Annotated in this window: 17 protein-coding genes; 12 read left to right on the top strand and 5 right to left on the bottom strand. The window is 53.3% G+C overall.

Annotated elements, in window-relative coordinates:
* Positions 1 to 279 precede the first annotated feature (279 nt).
* The 8 genes from OGY17_RS22945 to trhP all read left to right on the top strand — a co-directional run bounded on the left by OGY17_RS22945 (position 280) and on the right by trhP (position 13,250).
* Entirely contained in the window at positions 280 to 1,527 is a 1,248-nt protein-coding gene (locus tag OGY17_RS22945; protein ID WP_191215587.1) for an MdtA/MuxA family multidrug efflux RND transporter periplasmic adaptor subunit, read from the top strand.
* A complete protein-coding gene (locus OGY17_RS22940; RefSeq protein WP_286608427.1) occupies positions 1,527 to 4,649 on the top strand; it encodes an MdtB/MuxB family multidrug efflux RND transporter permease subunit in 3,123 nt (1,040 codons plus the stop codon). Before OGY17_RS22945 ends, OGY17_RS22940 begins: the two co-directional genes overlap by 1 nt.
* The gene (gene mdtC, locus OGY17_RS22935; protein WP_191215585.1) at positions 4,650 to 7,730 is read left to right on the top strand and encodes a multidrug efflux RND transporter permease subunit MdtC; all 3,081 of its coding nucleotides are present in this window, start codon (positions 4,650 to 4,652) and stop codon (positions 7,728 to 7,730) included.
* Complete coding sequence (locus tag OGY17_RS22930) at positions 7,727 to 9,139, top strand: MFS transporter (RefSeq protein WP_191215584.1); 1,413 nt, start codon at positions 7,727 to 7,729, stop codon at positions 9,137 to 9,139. Before mdtC ends, OGY17_RS22930 begins: the two co-directional genes overlap by 4 nt.
* Positions 9,139 to 10,542 carry an envelope stress sensor histidine kinase BaeS gene (gene baeS, locus OGY17_RS22925; protein ID WP_003834277.1) on the top strand — a complete coding sequence of 468 codons (1,404 nt, stop codon included), beginning with the start codon at positions 9,139 to 9,141 and terminating at the stop codon, positions 10,540 to 10,542. The genes OGY17_RS22930 and baeS overlap by 1 nt, the downstream gene beginning before the upstream one ends.
* Entirely contained in the window at positions 10,539 to 11,261 is a 723-nt protein-coding gene (gene baeR / locus OGY17_RS22920) for an envelope stress response regulator BaeR (protein ID WP_008785214.1), read from the top strand. The genes baeS and baeR overlap by 4 nt, the downstream gene beginning before the upstream one ends.
* A 135-nt stretch (positions 11,262 to 11,396) precedes the next feature.
* Positions 11,397 to 11,729, top strand: coding sequence for a YegP family protein (locus OGY17_RS22915; protein ID WP_008785215.1), 333 nt, complete (start codon positions 11,397 to 11,399; stop codon positions 11,727 to 11,729).
* Between the two features lie 159 nt (positions 11,730 to 11,888).
* On the top strand, positions 11,889 to 13,250 hold the full coding sequence (gene trhP, locus OGY17_RS22910; protein ID WP_020996659.1) for a prephenate-dependent tRNA uridine(34) hydroxylase TrhP: 1,362 nt from the start codon (positions 11,889 to 11,891) through the stop codon (positions 13,248 to 13,250).
* A 268-nt stretch (positions 13,251 to 13,518) separates the two neighbouring features.
* Here the strand turns inward: trhP and clpA are convergent, their stop codons facing one another.
* Together clpA and clpS are read right to left on the bottom strand one after the other, a co-directional pair.
* Positions 13,519 to 15,795, bottom strand: a complete 2,277-nt coding sequence (gene clpA / locus OGY17_RS22905) for an ATP-dependent Clp protease ATP-binding subunit ClpA (protein ID WP_003036804.1) — start codon at positions 15,793 to 15,795, stop codon at positions 13,519 to 13,521.
* Between the two features lie 30 nt (positions 15,796 to 15,825).
* The gene (clpS, locus tag OGY17_RS22900) at positions 15,826 to 16,146 is read right to left on the bottom strand and encodes an ATP-dependent Clp protease adapter ClpS (protein ID WP_003036810.1); all 321 of its coding nucleotides are present in this window, start codon (positions 16,144 to 16,146) and stop codon (positions 15,826 to 15,828) included.
* A gap of 323 nt (positions 16,147 to 16,469) precedes the next feature.
* On the opposite strand from clpS, the gene cspD reads away from it, so the two are divergent.
* On the top strand, positions 16,470 to 16,694 hold the full coding sequence (gene cspD / locus OGY17_RS22895; protein WP_003036813.1) for a cold shock-like protein CspD: 225 nt from the start codon (positions 16,470 to 16,472) through the stop codon (positions 16,692 to 16,694).
* 74 nt (positions 16,695 to 16,768) lie between these two features.
* Here the strand turns inward: cspD and macB are convergent, their stop codons facing one another.
* Positions 16,769 to 18,715 (bottom strand): macrolide ABC transporter ATP-binding protein/permease MacB, encoded by a 1,947-nt coding sequence (macB, locus tag OGY17_RS22890; RefSeq protein WP_286608422.1) that lies wholly within the window; start codon positions 18,713 to 18,715, stop codon positions 16,769 to 16,771.
* Complete coding sequence (gene macA / locus OGY17_RS22885) at positions 18,712 to 19,827, bottom strand: macrolide transporter subunit MacA (protein WP_008785219.1); 1,116 nt, start codon at positions 19,825 to 19,827, stop codon at positions 18,712 to 18,714. The genes macB and macA overlap by 4 nt, the downstream gene beginning before the upstream one ends.
* Positions 19,828 to 19,986: 159 nt before the next feature.
* Between macA and OGY17_RS22880 the strand changes: the two genes are divergently transcribed.
* Entirely contained in the window at positions 19,987 to 20,937 is a 951-nt protein-coding gene (locus OGY17_RS22880; protein WP_008785220.1) for a VirK/YbjX family protein, read from the top strand.
* Here the strand turns inward: OGY17_RS22880 and OGY17_RS22875 are convergent.
* Positions 20,934 to 22,592 (bottom strand): ATP-dependent endonuclease, encoded by a 1,659-nt coding sequence (locus OGY17_RS22875; RefSeq protein WP_071444785.1) that lies wholly within the window; start codon positions 22,590 to 22,592, stop codon positions 20,934 to 20,936. The two genes, OGY17_RS22880 and OGY17_RS22875, sit on opposite strands and share 4 nt — an antisense overlap.
* A 371-nt stretch (positions 22,593 to 22,963) precedes the next feature.
* Here OGY17_RS22875 and aqpZ point away from each other — a divergent pair, with 371 nt between their 5' ends.
* Together aqpZ and OGY17_RS22865 are read left to right on the top strand one after the other, a co-directional pair.
* On the top strand, positions 22,964 to 23,659 hold the full coding sequence (aqpZ, locus tag OGY17_RS22870; RefSeq protein ID WP_003840208.1) for an aquaporin Z: 696 nt from the start codon (positions 22,964 to 22,966) through the stop codon (positions 23,657 to 23,659).
* Between the two features lie 268 nt (positions 23,660 to 23,927).
* On the top strand, positions 23,928 to 24,827 hold the full coding sequence (locus tag OGY17_RS22865; protein ID WP_234102674.1) for a LysO family transporter: 900 nt from the start codon (positions 23,928 to 23,930) through the stop codon (positions 24,825 to 24,827).
* Positions 24,828 to 24,906: the final 79 nt, after the last annotated feature.

Genomic DNA, 24,906 nt, shown 5'->3' with positions numbered 1-24,906 from the left:
AACCCTTTCCTTATTTTGGCCCCTTCCTCGGGAGGGGCTTTCCCGTTCCAGCGTCCTGCTGAAATCTCTGACTTTCCTCCTTTTTGCCTTGTCAGCACTCTATCGCACAATTGCGTATTCGCTATCTTCACCACCGATTGTTGCGTAACGCCTCGCAAAGCCGCGTCAGCATTCAGACGAATCCCGACAGTGTTTCATAATTCCTCCATTTTTCTCCCTTGTTCACTGGCTAAACTAGTATCATTCCGCGAATCGTTTCAGGATGAGAAACTCATAACAATGAAAGGCAGTAATAAATCCCGCTGGGTGATAGCAATCGTGATCGTCGTGGCCGCCGTCGCCGCCATCTGGTTCTGGCAAAGCCGCAGCGCATCCCAGGGAACCGCACCGGGCGCGACCAAACCCGCGCAGCACACGGCGGGGTCAGGACGGCGTGGAATGCGCTCCGGACCGTTGGCTCCCGTGCAGGCTGCCACCGCCACCGAGGAAGCCGTGCCACGCTATCTGACAGGGCTGGGGACCGTTACTGCCGCAAATACCGCCACGGTGCGTAGTCGGGTGGATGGTCAACTCATCGCCTTACACTTTGAGGAAGGACAACAGGTTAAAGCCGGCGACTTGCTGGCAGAGATAGATCCCAGCCAGTTCAAAGTTGCTCTGGCTCAGGCGCAGGGACAACTGGCAAAAGATAAAGCCACGCTGGCGAATGCCCGTCGCGATCTTGCCCGCTATCAACAGTTGGTTAAAACCAATCTGGTCTCCCGCCAGGAGCTGGATGCCCAGCAGGCGCTGGTCAACGAGACGTTAGGCACAATCAAAGCGGATGAAGCCAGTGTCGCCAGCGCTCAGTTGCAGCTCGACTGGAGCCGGATAACCGCGCCTGTCGATGGTCGTGTCGGCCTGAAGCAGGTCGATGTCGGTAACCAAATTTCCAGCGGCGATACCACCGGAATCGTCGTCATTACGCAAACGCATCCCATCGACCTGATATTTACGTTGCCTGAAAACGACATTGCTACCGTGTTGCAGGCACAAAAATCGGGGAGCCCGCTGAAGGTCGAAGCCTGGGACCGAACCAATTCGCAAAAGCTGAGCGAAGGCGTCCTGCTCAGTCTCGACAATCAAATTGATGCCACCACCGGAACAATCAAAGTTAAGGCTCGTTTTTCCAATCAGGATGATGCCTTATTCCCTAACCAGTTCGTTAACGCCCGCATGCTGGTCGACACACAACAAAATGCCGTTGTGATCCCAACTGCCGCCCTGCAAATGGGTAACGAAGGCCACTTTGTCTGGGTACTGAATAGCGACAATAAAGTGAGCAAACACCTGGTTAAACCGGGTATTCAGGATAGCCAAAAAGTGGTGATTGCCGCCGGGCTTTCTGCGGGCGATCGGGTCGTGACCGACGGGATTGACCGTCTGACGGAAGGCGCAAAAGTCGAAGTCGTTGAGGCGCACGACGCCTCTGTTTCCGACGAGAAAACAGCGCCACGCGGATACGGCAAAAAAGGAGCTAACTCCTGATGCAGGTGTTACCTCCGGACAACACAGGCGGACCATCGCGCCTGTTTATTCTGCGCCCCGTCGCCACCACGCTGCTGATGGTCGCGATTTTGCTTGCCGGAATTATCGGTTATCGCTTCCTGCCAATCGCCGCCTTACCTGAAGTGGATTACCCCACGATTCAGGTCGTTACGCTCTACCCTGGCGCCAGCCCGGACGTCATGACCTCGGCGGTCACCGCACCGCTTGAACGTCAGTTTGGACAGATGTCTGGCTTAAAACAGATGTCATCACAAAGCTCCGGGGGCGCATCGGTCGTTACGTTACAGTTTCAACTGACGCTCCCGTTGGATGTTGCCGAGCAGGAAGTTCAGGCCGCGATTAACGCCGCCACCAATTTATTACCCAGCGATCTCCCTAACCCTCCGGTCTACAGCAAGGTAAACCCGGCAGATCCACCGATCATGACGCTGGCGGTCACATCCAGCGCCATGCCGATGACGCAGGTGGAAGATATGGTCGAAACCCGCGTCGCGCAGAAAATCTCTCAGGTATCCGGCGTGGGCCTGGTAACACTTTCCGGTGGGCAACGTCCGGCGGTCCGCGTGAAGCTTAACGCTCAGGCCATCGCCGCACTCGGTCTGACCAGCGAAACCATCCGTACGGCCATTACCGGTGCCAACGTCAATTCGGCAAAAGGGAGTCTTGATGGTCCAACGCGTGCCGTTACCCTTTCAGCCAACGACCAGATGCAGTCCGCGGATGAATATCGTCAGCTCATTGTTGCCTATAAAAGCGGGGCACCGGTTCGTCTGGGCGATGTTGCCACCGTTGAGCAAGGTGCCGAAAACAGCTGGCTGGGCGCATGGGCCAATAAGCAACAAGCTATAGTGATGAATGTTCAGCGTCAGCCTGGCGCAAACATCATCTCCACGGCAGACAGTATCCGCCAGATGCTGCCGCAGCTCACCGAGAGCCTGCCTAAATCGGTTAAGGTCAGCGTACTTTCCGATCGTACAACCAATATTCGTGCGTCCGTAGCGGATACCCAATTTGAATTGATGCTGGCGATTGCGCTGGTAGTCATGATTATCTACCTGTTTTTGCGCAATATTCCGGCAACTATTATTCCTGCAGTCGCCGTACCGTTATCGTTAATCGGTACTTTCGCGGTGATGGTATTTCTTGATTTCTCCATCAACAACCTGACCCTCATGGCGCTAACCATCGCGACAGGCTTTGTGGTGGATGACGCTATCGTGGTTATCGAGAATATTTCACGCTATATCGAAAAAGGCGAAAAACCGCTGACTGCTGCCCTGAAGGGCGCGGGCGAGATTGGTTTTACCATCATCTCTCTGACATTTTCACTGATCGCCGTACTGATCCCACTGCTATTTATGGGTGATATCGTAGGTCGATTATTCCGGGAGTTCGCTGTGACGCTGGCCGTGGCGATTCTAATTTCCGCCGTTGTCTCGCTCACTCTTACGCCGATGATGTGCGCGCGTATGCTGAATCAGGCCTCATTGCGTAAGCAAAACCGCTTCTCCCGTGCCTCAGAGCGCATGTTTGAACGCGTTATTGCCGGGTACGGCCACTGGCTGGCGAAAGTGCTCAACCATCCGTGGCTCACGCTGAGCGTTGCGCTCGGCACGCTGGCGCTGAGCGTTATGCTATGGGTCTTTATCCCCAAAGGCTTCTTTCCGATCCAGGATAACGGCATTATCCAGGGCACGCTACAGGCACCGCAGTCCAGCTCATTTGCCAGCATGGCCCAGCGCCAGCGTCAGGTTTCAGATGTCATTCTGAAAGATCCGGCGGTAGAAGGCCTGACCGCTTTTGTCGGTGTGGACGGCACTAATACGGCATTGAACAGCGCGCGCTTACAAATCAACCTTAAGCCGCTGGATGAACGTGACGATCGGGTGCAGAAAGTGATTGCGCGCCTACAGGACGCGGTTGACAGAGTTCCCGGCGTTGACCTTTATCTTCAGCCCACTCAGGACCTGACGATTGATACTCAGGTCAGCCGGACGCAATATCAGTTCACGCTGCAAGCGACATCCCTTGATGCCCTCAGCACCTGGGTTCCACAGCTGATAGCAAAACTAAATCAGCTACCGCAACTGTCCGATGTCAGTAGCGACTGGCAGGACAAAGGGCTGGTAGCATATGTGAACGTCAATCGCGACAGCGCCAGCCGTTTGGGCATCAGCATGTCAGATGTCGATAACGCTCTGTACAACGCCTTCGGCCAGCGACTGATTTCAACCATCTACACCCAGGCCAATCAGTATCGCGTGGTGTTAGAACATGACACCAACAATACGCCGGGGCTTGCGGCACTGGATACAATACGTCTGACCAGTAGCGACGGTGGCATAGTACCGCTCAGCGCGATCGCCAGTATTGAACAGCGTTTTGCCCCGCTGTCGATTAACCACCTCGATCAGTTCCCGGTCACCACCATCTCGTTCAACGTGCCAGACGAGTGGTCGCTGGGTGATGCGGTACAGGCGATTCTGGATGCCGAAAAAACGCTTAACCTGCCCGCAAATATTACCACCCAGTTCCAGGGCAGCACGCTCGCTTTCCAGGCCGCGCTGGGAAATACCATCTGGTTGATTGTGGCTGCGGTTGTCGCGATGTATATCGTACTGGGTGTGCTGTATGAGAGCTTTATTCACCCAATTACTATTCTCTCCACGCTGCCGACGGCGGGCGTCGGGGCGCTTCTGGCGTTAATGATTGCCGGGAGCGAACTGGACGTCATCGCGATTATCGGCATTATTTTGCTCATCGGTATCGTCAAGAAAAACGCCATCATGATGATCGACTTCGCCCTGGCTGCAGAGCGCGAACAGGGCATGGCACCGCGCGATGCCATCTTCCAGGCGTGTCTGCTGCGTTTTCGCCCAATTCTGATGACCACGCTGGCAGCACTGCTCGGCGCCTTGCCGCTGATGTTAAGTACCGGCGTAGGTGCCGAATTACGCCGCCCATTAGGAATTGGTATGGTCGGCGGCCTGCTGGTAAGCCAGGTATTAACCCTGTTTACCACCCCGGTGATTTATCTGCTGTTTGACCGTTTGTCGCTGTATGTGAAAAGCCGCTTCCCGCGCCAGGAAGAGGAAGCGTAAATGAAATTTTTTGCGCTTTTCATTCATCGTCCGGTGGCGACCATTCTCATTTCGGTGGCCATCACCCTGTGCGGCATACTCGGATTTCGTCTGCTGCCGGTCGCTCCGCTACCGCAGGTGGATTTTCCGGTGATCATGGTCAGCGCATCGTTACCCGGTGCCTCACCCGAAACGATGGCGTCCTCGGTCGCAACTCCGCTGGAGCGCTCGCTGGGGCGCATTGCGGGCGTGAACGAAATGACATCAAGCAGTTCACTTGGCAGTACGCGTATTATTCTCGAATTCAAATTCGACCGTGACATCAATGGCGCGGCGCGGGACGTTCAGGCCGCAATTAACGCCGCGCAAAGTCTGCTACCCAGCGGGATGCCGAGCCGACCAACGTATCGCAAAGCCAACCCTTCCGATGCGCCAATCATGATCCTGACGCTAACGTCGGACACGTACTCGCAAGGTGAATTGTACGATTTCGCATCAACACAACTGGCGCAAACCATCGCGCAAATTGACGGTGTGGGCGACGTGGACGTTGGAGGCAGCTCACTGCCTGCGGTGCGTGTAGGGCTCAATCCGCAGGCACTGTTTAACCAGGGCGTGTCGCTGGACGACGTGCGTAGCGCAATTGACAACGCCAATGTGCGTAAGCCGCAGGGCGCTATCGAGAATGATACCCACCGTTGGCAGGTACAAACCAACGATGAGCTGAAAACCGCCGCCGAATACCAGCCGATTATCATCCACTACAATAACGGCGCGGCGGTGCGACTGGGCGACGTTGCGTCTGTAACCGACTCGGTGCAGGACGTACGCAACGCGGGGATGACCAATGCCAAACCGGCCATTCTGCTGATGATCCGCAAGCTACCGGAAGCCAATATCATTCAGACGGTAGACAGCATTCGCTCCAAATTGCCGGAGTTACAAACGCTGGTCCCGGCCGCCATCGATCTGCAAATCGCCCAGGACCGCTCGCCGACTATTCGCGCCTCGCTGGAAGAAGTCGAACAGACGCTGATTATCTCCGTGGCGCTGGTTATCCTGGTGGTCTTTATTTTCCTGCGCTCCGGGCGTGCGACGCTGATCCCCGCGGTAGCAGTTCCGGTCTCGCTGATCGGTACCTTTGCCGCCATGTATCTGTGTGGATTCAGCCTGAACAACCTGTCGTTGATGGCGCTCACCATTGCTACGGGATTTGTCGTCGATGACGCCATCGTTGTGCTGGAAAATATTGCCCGCCACCTGGAAGCAGGAATGAAGCCGCTCCAGGCGGCGTTACAGGGTACGCGCGAAGTGGGATTCACCGTGCTCTCCATGAGTCTGTCGCTGGTGGCGGTGTTCCTGCCACTGCTGTTAATGGGCGGATTGCCTGGGCGCTTGCTACGCGAATTTGCCGTCACGCTGTCGGTTGCTATCGGTATCTCGCTGCTGGTGTCGCTGACATTAACGCCAATGATGTGCGGCTGGATGCTCAAATCCAGCACCCCGCGCGAACAGTCTCGCAAACGGGGTTTTGGTCGTATGCTGGTGGCGCTGCAACAGAGTTACGGTACCTCGCTTAAATGGGTGCTGCGCCATACGCGGCTGGTAGGCGTGGTGTTACTCGGTACCATTGCGCTGAATATCTGGCTTTATATTTCCATCCCCAAAACCTTCTTCCCGGAGCAGGATACGGGTGTATTGATGGGTGGGATCCAGGCCGACCAGAGCATCTCATTTCAGGCCATGCGCGGCAAACTGCAGGACTTTATGAAGATCATCCGCGACGACCCGGCGGTGAATAACGTCACCGGTTTTACCGGTGGTTCGCGGGTCAACAGCGGGATGATGTTTATTACCCTCAAGCCACGTGATGAGCGCCATGAAACGGCTCAGCAGGTGATCGACCGCCTGCGCGTCGCGCTTTCAAAAGAGCCAGGTGCGAATCTGTTTTTAATGGCGGTGCAAGATATTCGCGTTGGTGGACGCCAGGCCAACGCCAGCTATCAATACACATTACTGTCCGACGATCTCGCGGCGCTGCGTGAGTGGGAACCGAAGATCCGTAAGGCGCTTGCCGCCCTGCCCCAACTGGCAGACGTCAACTCCGATCAGCAGGACAATGGCGCGGAGATGAATCTGATTTACGATCGCGACACCATGTCTCGTCTGGGGATCGACGTGGCAGCCGCCAACAGCCTGTTGAATAATGCTTTCGGACAACGACAGATCTCTACCATCTATCAGCCGATGAACCAGTACAAAGTGGTGATGGAGGTCGATCGACGTTACACCCAGGACATCAGCGCACTGGACAAAATGTTCGTCATCAACAATGACGGTAAAGCGATCCCGTTATCGTACTTTGCTAAATGGCAGCCGGCGAATGCGCCGCTGTCTGTGAATCATCAGGGTTTGTCTGCCGCCTCAACCGTGTCGTTTAACCTGCCGACAGGTTCTTCACTGTCAGAAGCGACAGAGGCCATCAACAGAACCATGACCCAGCTAGGCGTCCCTTCCACGGTTCGCGGTAGCTTTGCCGGTACCGCACAGGTATTTCAGGACACCATGAATTCGCAGGTGATCCTGATTATCGCCGCCATCGCCACGGTTTATATCGTGCTGGGTATGCTGTATGAAAGCTATGTCCATCCGCTGACCATTCTCTCCACGCTACCTTCGGCTGGCGTCGGGGCGTTGTTAGCGCTGGAGCTGTTCAATGCCCCATTCAGCCTAATCGCCCTGATAGGGATCATGCTATTAATTGGCATTGTGAAGAAAAACGCCATCATGATGGTCGATTTTGCGCTGGAAGCGCAGAGAAACGGCAAGCTACAGCCGGAAGAAGCTATTTTCCAAGCCTGCTTGTTGCGCTTTCGCCCAATAATGATGACCACGCTGGCGGCGTTGTTTGGCGCGTTGCCGTTGGTGTTATCCGCAGGCGATGGCTCTGAACTGCGTCAGCCTTTGGGGATAACCATTGTCGGTGGGCTGGTCGTGAGCCAGCTCCTGACGCTGTACACCACGCCCGTGGTCTATCTCTTTTTCGACCGTCTGCGTCTGCGTTTTTCGCGTAAAAACAGCAAACCGGTAGCAGAGTTATGACAGAACTTCCCGACAGCACCCGCTGGCAACTTTGGATTGTGGCATTTGGCTTTTTTATGCAGTCGCTGGATACCACCATCGTTAACACCGCGCTTCCCTCGATGGCGGCAAGCCTCGGGGAAAGCCCGTTACACATGCATATGGTCATTGTGTCATATGTTTTAACTGTTGCCGTGATGCTGCCCGCCAGCGGATGGCTGGCGGACAAAGTTGGCGTGCGTAATATCTTCTTCACCGCCATCATCCTGTTTACGCTTGGCTCGCTTTTTTGCGCCGGGTCCAGCACGCTCAACGAGCTGGTGATGGCGCGCGTCTTACAAGGCGTTGGCGGTGCGATGATGGTGCCGGTCGGCAGGCTAACGGTGATGAAAATCGTCCCGCGTGAGCAATATATGGCGGCAATGACGTTTGTCACTTTACCTGGTCAAATCGGCCCGCTGCTGGGCCCGGCGTTAGGCGGAATTCTGGTTGAATACGCCTCCTGGCACTGGATATTTTTGATTAACATTCCGGTAGGCATTGTCGGCGCGATAGCGACGTTAATGCTGATGCCCAACTACACCATGCAAACCCGACGTTTCGACCTCTCAGGGTTCGCGATGCTGGCGGTCGGCATGGCGGTACTGACGCTGGCGCTTGATGGCAGCAAAGGAACCGGCCTCTCCAGTATCACGCTGGCGGCGCTGGTTATCTGCGGGGTATTGGCTATTGCGCTGTATCTGAAACACGCCCATCGTAATCCACGTGCGCTATTCAGCCTGAATCTGTTTCGCACACCAACCTTCTCGCTAGGTCTGTTCGGCAGTTTTGCCGGACGCATCGGCAGCGGCATGTTGCCGTTTATGACACCGGTGTTTTTACAGATTGGCCTCGGTTTTTCACCTTTTCATGCCGGGCTGATGATGATCCCGATGGTGCTGGGCAGTATGGGCATGAAGCGCATTGTGGTGCAGGTCGTTAACCGCTTTGGTTACCGTCGTGTACTGATTATTACTACGCTTGGCCTGTCGCTGGTCAGTCTGTTGCTAATGACCACGGCACTGCTGGGCTGGTATTACGCCCTGCCCTTCGTGCTGTTTTTACAGGGAATGGTCAACTCAACGCGTTTTTCATCCATGAATACGCTTACGTTAAAAGATCTGCCTGACGATCTGGCCAGCAGCGGTAACAGCCTGCTGTCGATGATCATGCAGCTATCGATGAGTATTGGTGTGACCATCGCAGGCCTGCTGCTGGGCATGTTCGGCCAACAGCTTATCGCCATCGACAGCGGAAGTACGCATACCGTCTTTATGTATACCTGGCTGTGCATCGCCTTCATTATTGCGCTGCCCGCCATTATTTTTGCCCGCGTGCCGAACGACACGCAAACCAACGCGGTGATTTCACGGCGCAAAAGGAGCACCTGATGAAGTTCTGGCGGCCCGGTATCACCGGCAAACTGTTTCTGGCGATTTTCGCCACCTGCATTGTGTTGCTGATCAGCATGCACTGGGCCGTACGCATTAGCTTCGAACGTGGTTTTATTGACTATATCAAGCACGGCAACGAGCAGCGGCTGCAAATGCTCAGCGACGCATTAAGCGAGCAGTACGAGCAGCACGGCAACTGGCGATTCTTACGCAATAACGATCGTTTTGTTTTCCAGATCCTGCGCTCTTTTGAACACGACAACGACGATGATAAACCGGGTCCAGGCATGCCGCCGCACGGCTGGCGTACACAGTTTTGGGTTGTCGACCAAAACGCCCGTGTGCTTGTCGGCCCGCGCGGCCCAGTTCCTCGCGACGGCATGCGCCATCCCATACGCGTTAACGGTAGCGAAGTGGGCGCCGTGATTGCCTCTCCTGTGGAACGCTTAACGCGGAATACGGATATCAATTTCGACATGCAGCAACGACGATCCAGCTGGCTTATCGTTGCGCTCTCCACGATCCTGGCCGCGCTGGCGACGTTTACGCTGGCGCGCAGCCTGCTGGCCCCGGTTAAGCGGTTGGTGGAAGGCACGCACAAACTGGCGGCGGGCGATTTCACCACTCGCGTTACGCCAACCAGTACGGATGAGCTGGGCAAGCTGGCGCAGGACTTCAACCAGCTCGCCAGTACACTGGAAAAAAACCAGCAGATGCGTCGTGACTTTATGGCCGATATTTCTCACGAACTGCGTACGCCGTTGGCGGTGTTGCGCGGTGAACTGGAGGCCATTCAGGATGGTGTCCGCCAGTTTACCCCTGACTCCGTTGCCTCGTTGCAGGCTGAAGTCGGTACGCTCACCAAACTGGTTGACGACCTTCATCAGCTCTCCATGTCAGATGAAGGCGCGCTGGCCTACCAGAAAACATCGCTGGACCTCATCCCCCTATTGGAAGTGGCAAGCGGCGCATTTCGTGAACGCTTCGCCAGCCGTGGATTGACCATACAGCTTTCGCTCCCCGACAGCATGACGGTATTTGGTGACAGGGATCGTCTGATGCAGTTGTTCAACAACCTGCTGGAAAACAGTCTGCGCTACACCGATAGCGGTGGCGGGTTGCATATCAGCGCCGAACAACGCGAACGCATGGTGTTATTAACCTTCGCTGATTCCGCTCCCGGCGTAAGTGACGAGCAGTTACAGAAGCTGTTTGAACGATTTTATCGCACCGAAGGCTCGCGCAACCGCGCCAGCGGAGGTTCCGGGTTGGGGCTGGCGATTTGCGTCAATATCGTACAAGCGCATAATGGTCTAATCCGCGCCGCCCATTCGCCTTTTGGTGGGGTTAGCATTACAGTAGAGTTACCGCTGGAACGCGATTTACAGAGAGATGTATGACTGAGTTACCCATTGATGAAAACACACCGCGTATTCTGATCGTGGAAGATGAGCCTAAGCTGGGGCAACTGCTGATCGACTACCTGCGGGCAGCGAGCTATGCCCCTACGCTGATCAACCACGGCGACCTGGTTCTGCCTTACGTGCGCCAAACGCCGCCCGATCTGATCTTGTTGGATCTGATGCTGCCCGGTACCGACGGTCTGACTCTGTGTCGGGAAATCCGCCGCTTCTCAGAAGTCCCCATCATGATGGTAACCGCTAAAATTGAAGAGATTGATCGCCTGCTGGGGCTGGAGATCGGTGCTGATGATTATATTTGTAAACCTTACAGCCCGCGCGAAGTTGTCGCGCGCGTAAAAACGATCCTGCGCCGCTGCAAACCGCAGCGCGAACTGCAACAAATGGATGCAGACAGCCCGCTTATCGTCGATGAAGGCCGTTTTCAGGCCTCCTGGCGTGGGAAGATGCTCGATTTAACGCCCGCCGAATTCCGCTTACTTAAAACGTTGTCACATGAGCCGGGTAAAGTGTTCTCCCGTGAACAGTTGCTCAATCATCTCTATGACGATTACCGCGTCGTTACCGACCGCACCATCGACAGCCATATTAAGAACCTGCGACGCAAGCTGGAGTCGCTGGATACCGAGCAGTCGTTTATCCGCGCGGTCTATGGCGTGGGGTATCGCTGGGAAGCCGACGCCTGCCGAATTGCTTAAACTCTCCTGCCCTTCAGGGCTCCGCTGCTCCGTGAGCCCTGGTAACTAGCAACTCTCCAAATATCGCTCATACTCTTTCTGACAATACTGTCGTCAATAACTGTTTGATATAAAACTTTTAATCAAGGAGTTCATATGGCTGGTTGGTTTGAATTAAGTAAGAGTAGCGATGATCAGTACCGCTTTGTTCTTAAAGCTGGGAACGGGGAAATAATCCTTACCAGTGAGCTTTACACTACAAAAGGTGCTGCAGAAAAAGGGATCGCATCTGTCCATGCTAACAGCCCTCTGGATGAGCGTTATGAGAAAAAAACAGCGTCTAATGGCAAATTACATTTCAACCTGAAAGCTGCAAACCACCAGATTATTGGTAGCAGTCAACTGTATGCGAATGAACAGTCACGCGAGACCGGTATTGCTTCAGTTAAGACCAATGGTGTCAGTCAGACGATAAAAGATAAGACCTGATAATTATTTGCTCAGCCGGGTAACGCAACGCTGTCGCCCGGCGTTTTTCTTTACCTGACTTCCTCGCAGCGCTACAATGCCCGCCCTTAATATGGGGGCACTCCCCTAACCGCCTCATTGAGTGAGGCGAGTCTGACCTGTCATCAGAACGAGAAAATTATGTTTAAACCGGAACTCCTTTCCCCGGCGGGAACGCTGAAAAACATGCGTTACGCTTTCGCCTATGGCGCTGACGCTGTGTATGCGGGCCAACCGCGTTACTCACTGCGCGTACGCAACAACGAATTCAACCACGAAAACCTGCAGCTCGGCATTAATGAAGCCCATGAACTGGGTAAAAAATTCTATGTGGTGGTTAACATTGCCCCACACAATGCCAAGCTGAAGACCTTCATTCGTGATCTGAAACCGGTGGTGGAAATGGGGCCGGATGCACTGATCATGTCAGACCCTGGTCTGATTATGCTGGTGCGCGAAAACTTCCCTGACATGGACATTCACCTTTCAGTACAGGCTAACGCCGTAAACTGGGCGACGGTGAAATTCTGGAAGCAGATGGGACTGACCCGCGTGATCCTCTCCCGCGAGCTGTCGCTGGAAGAAATCGAAGAGATCCGCACCCAGGTTCCGGATATGGAGCTTGAGATCTTCGTTCACGGCGCGCTGTGTATGGCCTACTCCGGCCGTTGCCTGCTCTCTGGCTACATCAACAAGCGTGACCCTAACCAGGGTACCTGCACCAATGCCTGTCGCTGGGAATACAACGTGCAGGAAGGTAAAGAAGACGTGGTGGGCAATATCGTGCATAAGTACGAGCCTATTCCGGTACAAAACGTTGAGCCTACGCTGGGTATTGGCGCACCGACAGACAAAGTCTTTATGATTGAAGAAGCCCAGCGTCCGGGTGAGTATATGACCGCGTTCGAAGACGAACATGGCACTTACATCATGAACTCGAAGGATTTGCGTGCCATTGCCCACGTTGAACGCCTGACGCAGATGGGCGTGCATTCCCTGAAGATCGAAGGCCGCACCAAGTCATACTATTACTGTGCACGTACCGCGCAGGTCTATCGTAAAGCCATTGATGATGCTGCTGCCGGTAAACCGTTCGACCCGCAACTGCTGGAAACGCTGGAAGGTCTGGCGCATCGTGGTTACACCGAAGGGTTCCTGCGCCGTCATACCCATGACGACTATCAGAACTACGAATACGGCTTCTCTGTTTCCGAGCGTCAGCAGTTTGTCGGCGAATTTACCGGCGAACGTAAAGGTGAACTGGCCGCCGTACTGGTGAAAAACAAATTCACCGTCGGCGACAGCCTGGAGCTGATGACCCCACAGGGCAACATTAACTTTACCCTCGAACAGTTGGAAAACGCGAAAGGCGAAGCCATGCCGGTTGCGCCGGGCGATGGTTACACCGTGTGGATGCCAGTACCAGAGGATATCGATCTGAATTATGCATTGTTGATGCGTAATTTTACCGGTGAGTCCACGCGCAACCCGCATGCTAAGTAGTTAATTACGGTTATTTTTCAGCGTTCGGAAGATTCTTAGAAATCGATCACATACCGTTTCGTTCATTAAGGGTATTATCCCCTCCGCTGAAAAACATAACCCATAAATGCTAGCTGTACCAGGAACCACCTCCTTAGCCTGCGTAATCTCCCTTACGCAGGCTTATTTTTTGCCTGCCGTTTAAACTCCCTGAATATCCCAATTCAAATCACGATTATCAGGCGAAAAAAAACCGGGCATTACGCCCGGCTGATTAGGTGATTAAAGATTAATGTGCAGCTTCTGGCTTGTGCTTTTGTGCACTCTGGAAACCATAGGTCAGCTCATTTTTCTCTTTATCCAGCGCAACGGTCACCTGGCCACCATCCACCAGCGAACCGAACAGCAGTTCGTTAGCCAATGGTTTTTTCAGGTTATCCTGGACCACACGCGTCATTGGACGTGCGCCCATTGCGCGGTCGTAGCCTTTCTCTGCCAGCCAGTCACGTGCTTCCTGGCTCACTTCCAGAGAGACACCTTTCTGATCCAGTTGAACCTGAAGCTCGACGATAAACTTATCAACAACCTGATGAATCACCTCGGTAGAGAGATGATCGAACCAGATAATGTTGTCGAGACGGTTACGGAATTCCGGCGTAAACACTTTTTTGATTTCGCCCATTGCATCAGTACTGTTGTCCTGATGAATCAACCCAATCGATTTACGCTCAGTTTCACGTACACCGGCGTTAGTGGTCATGACCAGCACCACGTTGCGGAAATCCGCTTTACGCCCGTTATTGTCGGTCAGCGTGCCGTTATCCATTACCTGCAGCAGCAGGTTAAAGACGTCCGGGTGCGCTTTTTCGATTTCATCCAGCAGCAGTACCGCATGCGGATGCTTAATAACAGCATCGGTCAGCAAACCGCCCTGGTCGAAACCGACATACCCCGGAGGCGCACCAATCAGGCGGCTGACGGTGTGGCGTTCCATATACTCGGACATATCAAAACGCAGTAGTTCAATGCCGAGTGCTTTGGACAACTGCACCGTGACTTCAGTCTTACCGACGCCAGTTGGTCCGGCAAACAAGAACGAACCAACCGGTTTATGCTCGTGTCCCAGACCGGCACGGCTCATTTTGATCGCTTCAGTCAGCGCCTCAATGGCTTTATCCTGTCCGAATACCAGCATTTTCAGACGGTTGCCCAGGTTTTTCAGCGTGTCGCGATCGCTCTGCGAAACGCTCTTCTCCGGGATCCGCGCAATGCGGGCCACAACGGACTCGATATCCGCCACGTTGACGGTTTTCTTGCGCTTGCTGACCGGCATCAGACGCGCACGCGCGCCCGCCTCATCGATCACGTCGATCGCTTTATCCGGCAGATGACGATCGTTAATGTATTTCACCGCCAGTTCGACCGCTGCACGCACCGCTTTGGCGGTATAGCGGACATCATGGTGCGCTTCGTATTTTGGTTTCAGACCGTTGATTATCTGTACGGTCTCTTCTACCGATGGCTCAGTGACATCAATTTTCTGGAAACGGCGCGCTAACGCACGGTCCTTTTCAAAGATATTGCTGAATTCCTGATAGGTTGTGGACCCTATCACACGGATCTTACCGCTGGAGAGCAGCGGCTTGATCAGGTTAGCCGCATCCACCTGGCCGCCCGATGCCGCACCCGCACCGATAATGGTGTGGATCTCATCGATAAACAGAATACTGTTAGTATCCTGTTCCAGCTGTTTCAGCAGCGCCTTAAAGCGTTTCTCAAAATCACCGCGATATTTGGTGCCAGCCAACAGCGAGCCGATATCCAGGGAGTAAAGGGTGCAATCAGCCATGATTTCAGGCACATCACCCTGGACGATACGCCAGGCGAGCCCTTCAGCAATGGCGGTTTTACCGACACCAGACTCTCCCACCAGCAGCGGGTTGTTTTTTCTGCGACGGCACAGTACCTGAATGGCGCGCTCCAGCTCTTTGTCCCGGCCAATGAGCGGATCAATTCCGCCCACTCGGGCAAGCTGGTTAAGGTTAGTCGTGAAGTTCTCCATACGGTCCTCCCCGCCAGCTTGCTCTTCGTTATTTGGCTGATTCCCAGAGTCAGAAGACTGACTGGGTTCGTCTTTGCGCGTGCCATGAGAAATAAAATTCACCACATCAAGACGACTTACTTCATGCTTACGCAGCAGATAAGCCGCCTGAGATTCCTGCTCGCTGAAGATAGCGACCAGCACATTTGCGCCGGTAACTTCATTACGCCCGGAGGACTGAACATGAAAGACCGCGCGTTGCAGTACACGCTGAAAACTCAACGTTGGCTGCGTGTCGCGTTCTTCCTCACTGGCAGGCAATACAGGTGTGGTCTGTTCAATGAAGGCTTCGAGTTCCTGACGGAGCGCCACCAGATCCACAGAACACGCTTCCAGCGCTTCGCGGGCCGATGGGTTACTGAGCAACGCCAGTAACAAGTGCTCGACGGTCATAAACTCATGTCGGTGCTCGCGCGCTCTGGCGAAAGCCATGTTTAAACTGAGTTCCAGTTCTTGATTGAGCATAGGCACCTCCCCCAATGTTTATGCCTGCATTCAGGCTTTTTCCAGCGTACACAGCAACGGATGCTCGTTCTCCCTCGCATATTTGTTCACCATCGCTACTTTGGTTTCAGCCACTTCGGCAGTGAACACACCGCAGATAGCTTTGCCTTGATAGTGAACTGCAAGCATCAGTTGCGTTGCACGTTCTACATCATAAGAAAAGAATTTTTGTAACACGTCAATAACAAACTCCATCGGAGTGTAATCATCATTGACTAATATCACTTTATACATAGATGGCGGTTTTAGCGCGTCGCGCAATTTGTCTTCCGCCAGCAGATCGAAATCCAGCCAGTCGTTCGTCTTACCCATTGTCAGTCGTCATCTTCAGTTACGGTTTCCGGCAGAAAATCTTGCCGCTGACAAGCAGCCTATGCGCACAATCAATCTACCTCAAGTATTAGATAACTATCATCTATTAGTGCCATCCGCGACATCTGTCACATAACCGACAATAGCGTTAACTGCTTCAAATTTTGATGCATTTTTACCCTATTCCGTCTGCATGGCGCTTGACGCCCCGCCTGATTTCTCTAAATTGTAGTCTCGAGAGTTGGCGAGGTTTTGAACAGCCCCCACTCCGCCACCGGTTCATTCCATCTTACTTATATAAGATTTACGAAGGATGTCGAAGTATGGAAACGGGTACTGTTAAGTGGTTCAACAACGCCAAAGGGTTTGGTTTCATTTGCCCCGAAGGCGGCGGCGAAGATATTTTCGCCCATTACTCCACCATTCAGATGGATGGTTACAGAACGCTAAAAGCCGGACAGTCTGTCCAGTTTGATGTCCACCAGGGGCCAAAAGGCAATCATGCCAGTGTCATCGTGCCTGTCATTGAAGCAGAAGCTGTCGCATAGCTCTTCTGTCTCATTGTGTACATCCCGCAGTCAAAATGCCAGCCCTTGCGGCTGGCATTTTTATCTCTGTGGCATTATTCCCGCGCCAGAGCATCTACCGGATCCAGACGTGCCGCATTCCGCGCCGGTAGCCAGCCAAACAACACCCCGGTTGCAGTCGAACACAGAAACGCCGTCAACAGCGCGACGGGTGAAAATCCAATTTCCCAGCCCGGCAGAAATAGCTGTAGCGTAAAAGCGATCAGCATCGACAGGCTAATGCCCAACGCGCCGCCAACCAGACACACCAACACTGCTTCAATTAAGAACTGTTGCAGCACGTCACTGGCGCGAGCGCCAACCGCCATACGAATGCCAATCTCACGCGTTCGTTCGGTTACTGAAACCAGCATAATATTCATCACGCCAATCCCACCGACCACCAGCGAAATCACCGCCACCAGCGTCAGGAAGAGTTGTAATGTACGTGTGGTCTTTTCGGCGGTTTTCAAGATGCCGTCCATATTCCAGGTGAAGAAATCCTTCTTGCCGTGGCGCAACGTCAACAGTCGGGTCAGTTGCTGTTCGGCCTGGGCACTGTCAAAACCATCCTTCACTCGCACGGTGATCGAGTTCAGCCACGACTGTCCCATAATGCGCCCGGACATAGTGCTATAAGGCAGCCAGACACGCAGGATCTTGCTACTGCCAAACATCGACTGTTTCTCTTCTGCAACACCAATCACCGTGGCAGGCATATTCCCCACCAGCACGACTTCGCCAACAACTTTCGCTTTATTGGGGAACAACTGACGACGGGTATTGCTGTCGAGCACCACCACCTGAGCGCGCCCCGCCAGTTGCTCGGCGTTAAAGGTGGTCCCTTCGCTAAATGTCATGCCATAGACGTTGAAATAGTCGCCGCTAACGCCATTAGCACTGGCAGCAACATCGATATTGCCATAGCGTAACCGCAGGTTCTTCGACACCGCAGGCGTTACTGAACTGACCCAGGGCTGCTTCTGTAGCGCCGTCAAATCGTCATACTTCAACGCCTGTTGATATTGCGGATCGTCGTCGCCGAAGTCTTTGCCTGGATAGATATCAATGGTGTTAGTACCAATAGCGCGAATATCTGCCAGTACCAGCTGTTTAGCCGCATCGCCTACCACCACGATCGACACCACCGAAGCAATACCGATGATGATCCCAAGCATGGTCAGTAGCGTACGCATCTTATTCGCGGCCATTGCCAGCCAGGCCATGGTAAGCGCTTCACGAAAACCGCTGACAAACTGGCTCCAGCCGGATGCCGTTTTCACCGTTGGCTCCGCGATATCGCGTCCGCCAAAGGGTTTCTGTGGCGGTGGATTGCGCACAATCTCGCCGTCACGAATTTCAATGACCCGTTCGGCCTGCGCGGCGACCTGGCTGTCGTGAGTAACGATAATTACCGTATGCCCGCGATCGCGCAGCTGATGCAAAATCGCCATCACCTCTTCGCCGGAATGGCTATCCAGTGCGCCGGTGGGTTCATCGGCAAGAATAACCTGCCCCCCGTTCATCAGCGCACGCGCGATACTGACCCGCTGCTGCTGACCACCGGAAAGCTGGGAAGGTTGATAGTCAACCCGGTCACCCAACCCCAGCCGCTGGAGTAATTCCTGCGCACGCGCCAGGCGCTGCTTACGTTCGGTGCCAGCGTAGACCGCCGGTACCTCAACGTTTTGTGCGGCGGTTAAATGCGACAGCAGGTGATAGCGCTGGAAGATAAAACCAAAATGCTCACGACGCAGTTGCGCTAGCGCATCGCTATCCAGCGTAGAGACATCGCGTCCGGCAACCCGATACATACCGCTGGTTGGCTTATCCAGACAGCCGAGAATGTTCATCAGCGTCGATTTACCCGAACCCGACGCCCCGACAATCGCCACCATTTCCCCAGCCTGAATGCTCAAGGATACGTCCTTCAACACCTCAACCTGGCCTTCACCTGACGGATAGCTGCGGCGGATATGGCTCAGCTCAAGCAATGCTGTCATTTTGCAGCTCCAGCGTTGCCCTCACCGGTAATGACTTCATCCCCCTCTTCCAGCCCTTTCACGATCTCCACATCGGTGTCATTACGCGCGCCGATAACCACTTCACGTTCGCGGGTTTCGCCGTTACGCAGCAACCTGACGTTATAACGATTATTGCCAATAGGATCGCCCAGCGCCGACAGCGGGATGGTCAGGACATTTTTGACATCAGTGAGCTGGATATGAACCTGCGCGGTCATATCCAGGCGCAGGATCCCTTTCGGGTTGGGAACTTCAAAGCGGGCATAGTAGAAAATCGCGTCATTCACTTTTTCTGGCGTCGGAAGAACATCTTTGAGCTTACCTTCGTAACGCGTCTGCGGATCGCCCAACACGGTAAACCAGGCCTTTTGCCCAGGATGCAGGTGAATTACATCAGCCTCAGAAACCTGCGCTTTCACCAGCATGGTGCTCATATCGGCCAGGGTCAGAATGTTAGGTGCCTGCTGGGCGGCAATAACGGTTTGCCCCTGCAGGGTAGTAATTTGTGTTACTTCGCCAGCCATTGGCGCAACGATGCGGGTGTAATCAAGGTTGGTTTTCGCCGTATCGAGAGAGGCCTGATTACGCTTAATTTGCGCGTCAATTGTGCCAATTTGCGCCTGTTTGACCGCCATTTCGGTGGCCGCCGTGTCGAGATCCTGCTGTGAAACAGCCTGGGTTTTCGCCAGCTGTTGTTGGCGGGAGAGAGTGACCCGCGCCAGCTTCCACTCAGCTTCGGCTTGTAAACGCTGGGCGCGCAATTCCATCAGCGTCGCTTCAACCTCTTTGATTTGGTTTTGCGCCTGTTCAGGATCGATAACACCGAGCAACTGATCTTTTTTCACTTTATCGCCAATCGCAACCGACAGCGTTTTTAACTGCCCGCTGACCTGTGCCCCGACGTCAACTTTACGCAGCGCATCCAGCTTACCGGTCGCCAGCACGCTTTGTTGCAGATCGCCAGGACGAACAATTAATGTTTGATACTGAGGTAAAGGCGCATTAAGCGTTCGCCAAAGTGCAATTACCGCCACAATAAGGATGACGGCGAACAGAAAATAGCGTTTTTTGATTTTTCCCTTGAGCTTCATAAATGTCCCAATACCCCCAATACGTCCACCAGAGTGGAGTGCTAAACATCAACGTTAAATAAATCGCCGTTGAAAAGCGCAAGAATAACAGACTTATTGATGAATGGTTAAGATCCGCTGTGCTGAAATTAGCATAAGGGTATCAATCGGATTTATATTATGAGCCAGCTAACTGAAAGCACTTTTCATTCCTCAAAACCAGTCACAAGTTTTAGCCTTTTTTGTAGCCTGATGACCGGACATTGGCGCCCCGGACAATTTTGGCATCAGCGTAGCTTTCGTCGTAAGTTTTTGTTGCGCTCAGCGCTTATGCCGCGATTAACGCGTGAATGGATGACCGAGTTGGCGCAATGGCCTGACCTTGATAGCATACTTGCACGCCAGCCACGATTGCCGGTTCGTTTGCATCGCGCCTATCTCGCGAAAAAACTTGACCACAAAACGAAACTGGATGCCGTGCGTTATCACTACAATGCTATCCGCAGCTTTTTTTCAGCCACTGAATTTAAGGATTATTTAAGTGAAGATGGATTACAACTAGCACAAATTGAGGGAAAAAATAGCGAAGTATTTAGTGTAATAATGACTTCATTCATCATACTGGATAAAGAAGGTGAAAGCACCATTCTGGTACGCAATTGCGCTGGCGAGACTTTAGCGGAAATGACGTTTACGCTGTGCAATTATGAAGGGAACAGTACGTTGTTTATTGGCGGGTTACAGGGAGGAAGCCGATTACTGCCACATGAAGAAATTCAAAAAGCGACCAAATCATGCCATGGGATTTTCCCAAAACGTATTGTGATGGAAGCCATTTGCTGTTTTGCGGAACAATTAAATATCGAACAAATTCTGGCTGTAAGCAATGAACAGCATATTTTTCGTAGCCCGCGCTACGACGATAAAAACAAGGTAATTCTTTCCGACTACAACACTTTTTGGGAGTCGGTTGGCGGTGAGTGCGACAGCAACGGGTACTATCATATTCCACGCACGCTGGCGCGAAAAAGCGAGGCGGATATTGCCAGCAAAAAACGCGCAGAATACCGCCGCCGCTATCAGCTACTGGACAGCATCCATTCGCAGCTGTCGTCGATGTTTCGCCACTAATCCGCTCTGCCGCGTGCCAGCCACAGCACGCGGGAAAACATTTTTCGCAGCAGCGTTGGCACCGCATCAACGCCCCGCCGCCCGGCTTCCATCGCCACCTCAATGGCCAAATCCGGTTTTGACGAACGATGTATCGCCTTGGAGATTATTTTGCGCATATTCATAGGCACATTCTCCGGAATTTGCGCCACCCGGTGAAAGACGTCAGCAAATCCCTGGCGATACATAAAGTGTTCCATATCCAGCGCGGGGAGCATGGTCAAATGCTCACGCTCTTCCTCTCTGTCGTCATTCAATAAGCTACGTACCGTGGCCGCGTACTTTTTCCCGGCTTCATCGCCATCGACCAGCACATGCCACTCTATCCCCATCCGGCGGGCGAATTTAACCAGCGGCTTAAGACCGGACTGGGCAAATTCAATGACTTTAATCCCTTCTGCATCAAAGTGATGTCCGCACTGGCGGGCCAGTTCGTTAATAACCCAGGTTTCCGTTTCACCTTCCACCAGCAGCCAGCAGCGGGCAAACAACGATGACGCACGATTAAAACGAATATGAAATGCGATTCGCCGACCATCTTCTGCACTGATCCCACCCGGCCCCAGCCGCCAGGCAGCGACACGGGATGATTCACGTACCAGGCGAACAACATGCTCAACAGGCGTAAGGGACAGCAGCTCACCGGAGTTGGTGGTCGCCACTCGCTGCAGAGGCAGTAAATTCAACAAGTGCCAGGCCACCGACAGCATGATGGGATGTAAACGCGTTTCCGGATCTTCCACCAGCAGTAAAGGTCGGGCGTCTTTATCGAGCCTTAGCGTGCCTTTGGCCTGCAACAAGGTCGAAAACAGGCCCAACAGAATAACCCGGTGCGTACGTCCGCCGGGTTTATCAATCATGCGGTTAATAATGTCCAGATAGCGCCAGCTCCGTTGTTCGTTATTGGAGCGACGGCGCATCAGACGGTAGCGGGACTGGCCAGCCCCCTGCTCGGAAAAATAGTGCTCCAACAACTGAACCATGGCCGATAACCCCTGGCGGATCTGCCCGTCAGTCAGGTTTTGCGGCCGGGTAGCCAGCTCACGCGCCAGAAAATCCAGTTGGCGGGCGGTGACTTCGACATCCGCCGAGTCCGGCACGGTACCGTTGCGGATCCGTCGCATGAATCGCGCGTCGCGCAGACGCAGTACCGGCATCAGACGCACAAGGTGGCGCGCCTGATCGTTAATGTCATCGAGAGGTAATGGATGGCCGTCGCCATCAAGAAAACTGCGTAAGGTCAGAACGCTACCGTCATCCGCACACTCGCCTTCCAGGCGATAAAAAATGCGGTGATAGCCATCCTGGCAAGGCGCCCAACTGGCTTCCAGAGGACGATAGCGACGCACCCGGTGACGACCCGGCTGGGATTCACGAAACGTCAGGATAATGTGCAGGTGGTGTTCCCTGCCCTGTATATCACCCGGCGGGAACCAGAAATCCTCGCGGACAAAATGATACAAGTCTGACTCCGGCGACAGCAGCAGGGTCAAGGCATCCAGCAGACTGGATTTACCCCACGCGTTCTCCCCAATCAGCACGTTGCTCTGCTCCAGCATCAACGACAGACGGTTAATACCGCGAAATCCAACAATCTCAACGCGTTCGAGAATCATATAGCCTCCGGAAATGCTAACTTTTTCCTTCAAGTTATCAGGAGTATAACGGCAAGCGGGCGCTCAGGACACCCGATATCAATCTGGCGTGAATCGCAAAAGCAAAAAAAATAAGAATATTCTTCTTATGTTTTCTCCTGAATATAATTTCAGAACTTAATCATCGTCCTTTCGCTAATTGAACTATGCTTCATTCACCCAAGATTCAAAAAGGAATCGCAACATATTGCCTTAAATCAAATTTTTTCATCAATTTAACTGGCGAAGGGATGATATTTTTTTCTAAAATACCCGCTCTTTCATCATCGTCCCTTTTAGCGATGAATTACCGGGCAAGGAACACGAACCCGGAACTTTTAATTGAGGTGGTTATGTTCAGGAAATTAGCAGCTGAATTCTTCGGTACGTTTTGGCTCGTTTTTGGTGGGTGCGGTAGTGCAGTGCTGGCAGCCGCATTCCCGGAATTGGGAATTGGATTTGCCGGTGTCGCGCTGGCATTCGGCCTGACAGTATTAACCATGGCATTCGCTGTGGGTCATATTTCAGGTGGGCATTTTAACCCGGCGGTAACCTTCGGTTTATGGGCTGGCGGTCGTTTCCCGGCAAAAGATGTTATTGGTTACGTTATTGCTCAGGTTGTGGGCGGTATTGTTGCAGCTGCGGCACTGTATCTTATTGCCAGCGGTAAAGCAGGTTTTGATGCAACGGCCAGTGGTTTTGCTTCGAACGGCTTTGGTGAACATTCACCAGGCGGTTATTCCATGCTTTCTGCCGTCGTCATTGAAATTATTCTGACCGCAGGTTTCTTATTAGTGATCCACGGCGCGACCGATAAACATGCTCCGGCAGGTTTTGCACCTATCGCAATTGGTCTGGCGTTAACACTGATTCACTTGATCAGTATTCCGGTCACCAACACCTCCGTAAACCCGGCGCGTAGTACCGCAGTAGCCATTTTCCAGGGCGGCTGGGCATTGCAACAATTGTGGTTCTTCTGGGTCATGCCGATTATCGGTGGGGTTCTCGGCGGTCTTATTTACCGCACCCTGCTGGAAAAACGCGATTAATCGCTAACAAAAAGGCCTGGCGAAAGTCAGGTCTTTTTTTTCCTCTCTATATTTCCTTTTATTTGCAACTTTACTCCCCTCTTTGCATTGAGTAGTGTGTATACCCGTTATACTTCAAGTTGCAGATGTGTTGACTGCGCTCGCTCCCCCCAGTCACGTACTTATGTACGCTCCCGGGGATTCACTCCCTTGCCGCCTTCCTGCAACTTGAATTATTTAGGTTATAGTGACGCATTTCGTCTTACTTCTCAGCAAGGATCTGATTTTCATGTTTTCAGGGCTGTTAATCATTCTGGTTCCCCTTATTGTGGGCTACCTTATTCCGCTCCGGCACAGGACTGCATTACAACTTATCAATCGCCTGTTAAGCTGGATCGTCTACCTTATTCTCTTTTTTATGGGTATTAGCCTGGCGTTTCTGGATAATCTCGCCAGCAACCTGTTAGCCATTCTTCATTATTCTGCGGTCAGCGTGACGGTCATTATACTGTGTAATATTGCGGCGCTGTTCTGGCTGGAGCGTTCGCTGCCCTGGAGACACAACCACAAGCAAGAAAAGCTCCCCTCGCGAATTGCAATGGCGCTTGAGTCGTTTCAGCTTTGCGGCGTCGTCGTCATCGGTTTCCTGCTCGGCCTCACTGGGCTTCCCATTCTGCAGCATGCCACCGAAGCCAGCGAATATACGTTAATCTTTTTACTGTTCCTGGTGGGGATTCAACTGCGCAACAGCGGCATGACCTTAAAGCAAATTGTGTTGAACCGTCGGGGGATGATCGTGGCCGTCGTCGTCGTCGCCAGTTCGATGCTGGCGGGGGTTATCAATGCCTTGATCCTCGGTCTACCGCTGAAAACCGCGCTGGCGATGGCATCAGGTTTTGGCTGGTATTCCCTGTCCGGTATTCTGTTAACCGAATCGTTCGGGCCCGTAATTGGTAGTGCCGCCTTCTTTAACGACCTGGCCCGTGAGCTGATCGCCATTATGTTGATTCCAGGAATGGTGGGCCGCAGCCGCTCTACCGCGCTGGGATTATGCGGCGCGACATCAATGGATTTCACCCTGCCCGTTTTACAACGCAGCGGCGGTCTGGAAATGGTCCCAGCAGCCATCGTCCACGGCTTTATTCTGAGTCTGTTAGTGCCTCTGCTGATGGCGTTTTTCTCCGCCTGACGCCGGAACAAATACCTCTCTGGCGGTAGTCAGCTACCGCCAAAATTGCGCTAAATCAATCTCCCTGCAAGTAGTAGTA

The organism is Citrobacter sp. Cpo126, assembly GCF_030332445.1.
Classification (GTDB): Bacteria; Pseudomonadota; Gammaproteobacteria; order Enterobacterales; family Enterobacteriaceae; genus Citrobacter; species Citrobacter portucalensis.
Note: the sequence above shows the minus strand (reverse complement) of the source record. Positions and strands in the feature narration are given on the sequence as shown.

Excerpts from the sequence above, each read along its gene's own strand:
- OGY17_RS22945 (WP_191215587.1), top strand. The coding sequence starts at position 280 with ATGAAAGGCAGTAATAAATCCCGCTGGGTGATAGCAATCGTGATCGTC.
- OGY17_RS22940 (WP_286608427.1), top strand. The coding sequence starts at position 1,527 with ATGCAGGTGTTACCTCCGGACAACACAGGCGGACCATCGCGCCTGTTT.
- mdtC (WP_191215585.1), top strand. The coding sequence starts at position 4,650 with ATGAAATTTTTTGCGCTTTTCATTCATCGTCCGGTGGCGACCATTCTC.
- OGY17_RS22930 (WP_191215584.1), top strand. The coding sequence starts at position 7,727 with ATGACAGAACTTCCCGACAGCACCCGCTGGCAACTTTGGATTGTGGCA.
- baeS (WP_003834277.1), top strand. The coding sequence starts at position 9,139 with ATGAAGTTCTGGCGGCCCGGTATCACCGGCAAACTGTTTCTGGCGATT.
- baeR (WP_008785214.1), top strand. The coding sequence starts at position 10,539 with ATGACTGAGTTACCCATTGATGAAAACACACCGCGTATTCTGATCGTG.
- OGY17_RS22915 (WP_008785215.1), top strand. The coding sequence starts at position 11,397 with ATGGCTGGTTGGTTTGAATTAAGTAAGAGTAGCGATGATCAGTACCGC.
- trhP (WP_020996659.1), top strand. The coding sequence starts at position 11,889 with ATGTTTAAACCGGAACTCCTTTCCCCGGCGGGAACGCTGAAAAACATG.
- clpA (WP_003036804.1), bottom strand. The coding sequence starts at position 15,795 with ATGCTCAATCAAGAACTGGAACTCAGTTTAAACATGGCTTTCGCCAGA.
- clpS (WP_003036810.1), bottom strand. The coding sequence starts at position 16,146 with ATGGGTAAGACGAACGACTGGCTGGATTTCGATCTGCTGGCGGAAGAC.
- cspD (WP_003036813.1), top strand. The coding sequence starts at position 16,470 with ATGGAAACGGGTACTGTTAAGTGGTTCAACAACGCCAAAGGGTTTGGT.
- macB (WP_286608422.1), bottom strand. The coding sequence starts at position 18,715 with ATGACAGCATTGCTTGAGCTGAGCCATATCCGCCGCAGCTATCCGTCA.
- macA (WP_008785219.1), bottom strand. The coding sequence starts at position 19,827 with ATGAAGCTCAAGGGAAAAATCAAAAAACGCTATTTTCTGTTCGCCGTC.
- OGY17_RS22880 (WP_008785220.1), top strand. The coding sequence starts at position 19,987 with ATGAGCCAGCTAACTGAAAGCACTTTTCATTCCTCAAAACCAGTCACA.
- OGY17_RS22875 (WP_071444785.1), bottom strand. The coding sequence starts at position 22,592 with ATGATTCTCGAACGCGTTGAGATTGTTGGATTTCGCGGTATTAACCGT.
- aqpZ (WP_003840208.1), top strand. The coding sequence starts at position 22,964 with ATGTTCAGGAAATTAGCAGCTGAATTCTTCGGTACGTTTTGGCTCGTT.
- OGY17_RS22865 (WP_234102674.1), top strand. The coding sequence starts at position 23,928 with ATGTTTTCAGGGCTGTTAATCATTCTGGTTCCCCTTATTGTGGGCTAC.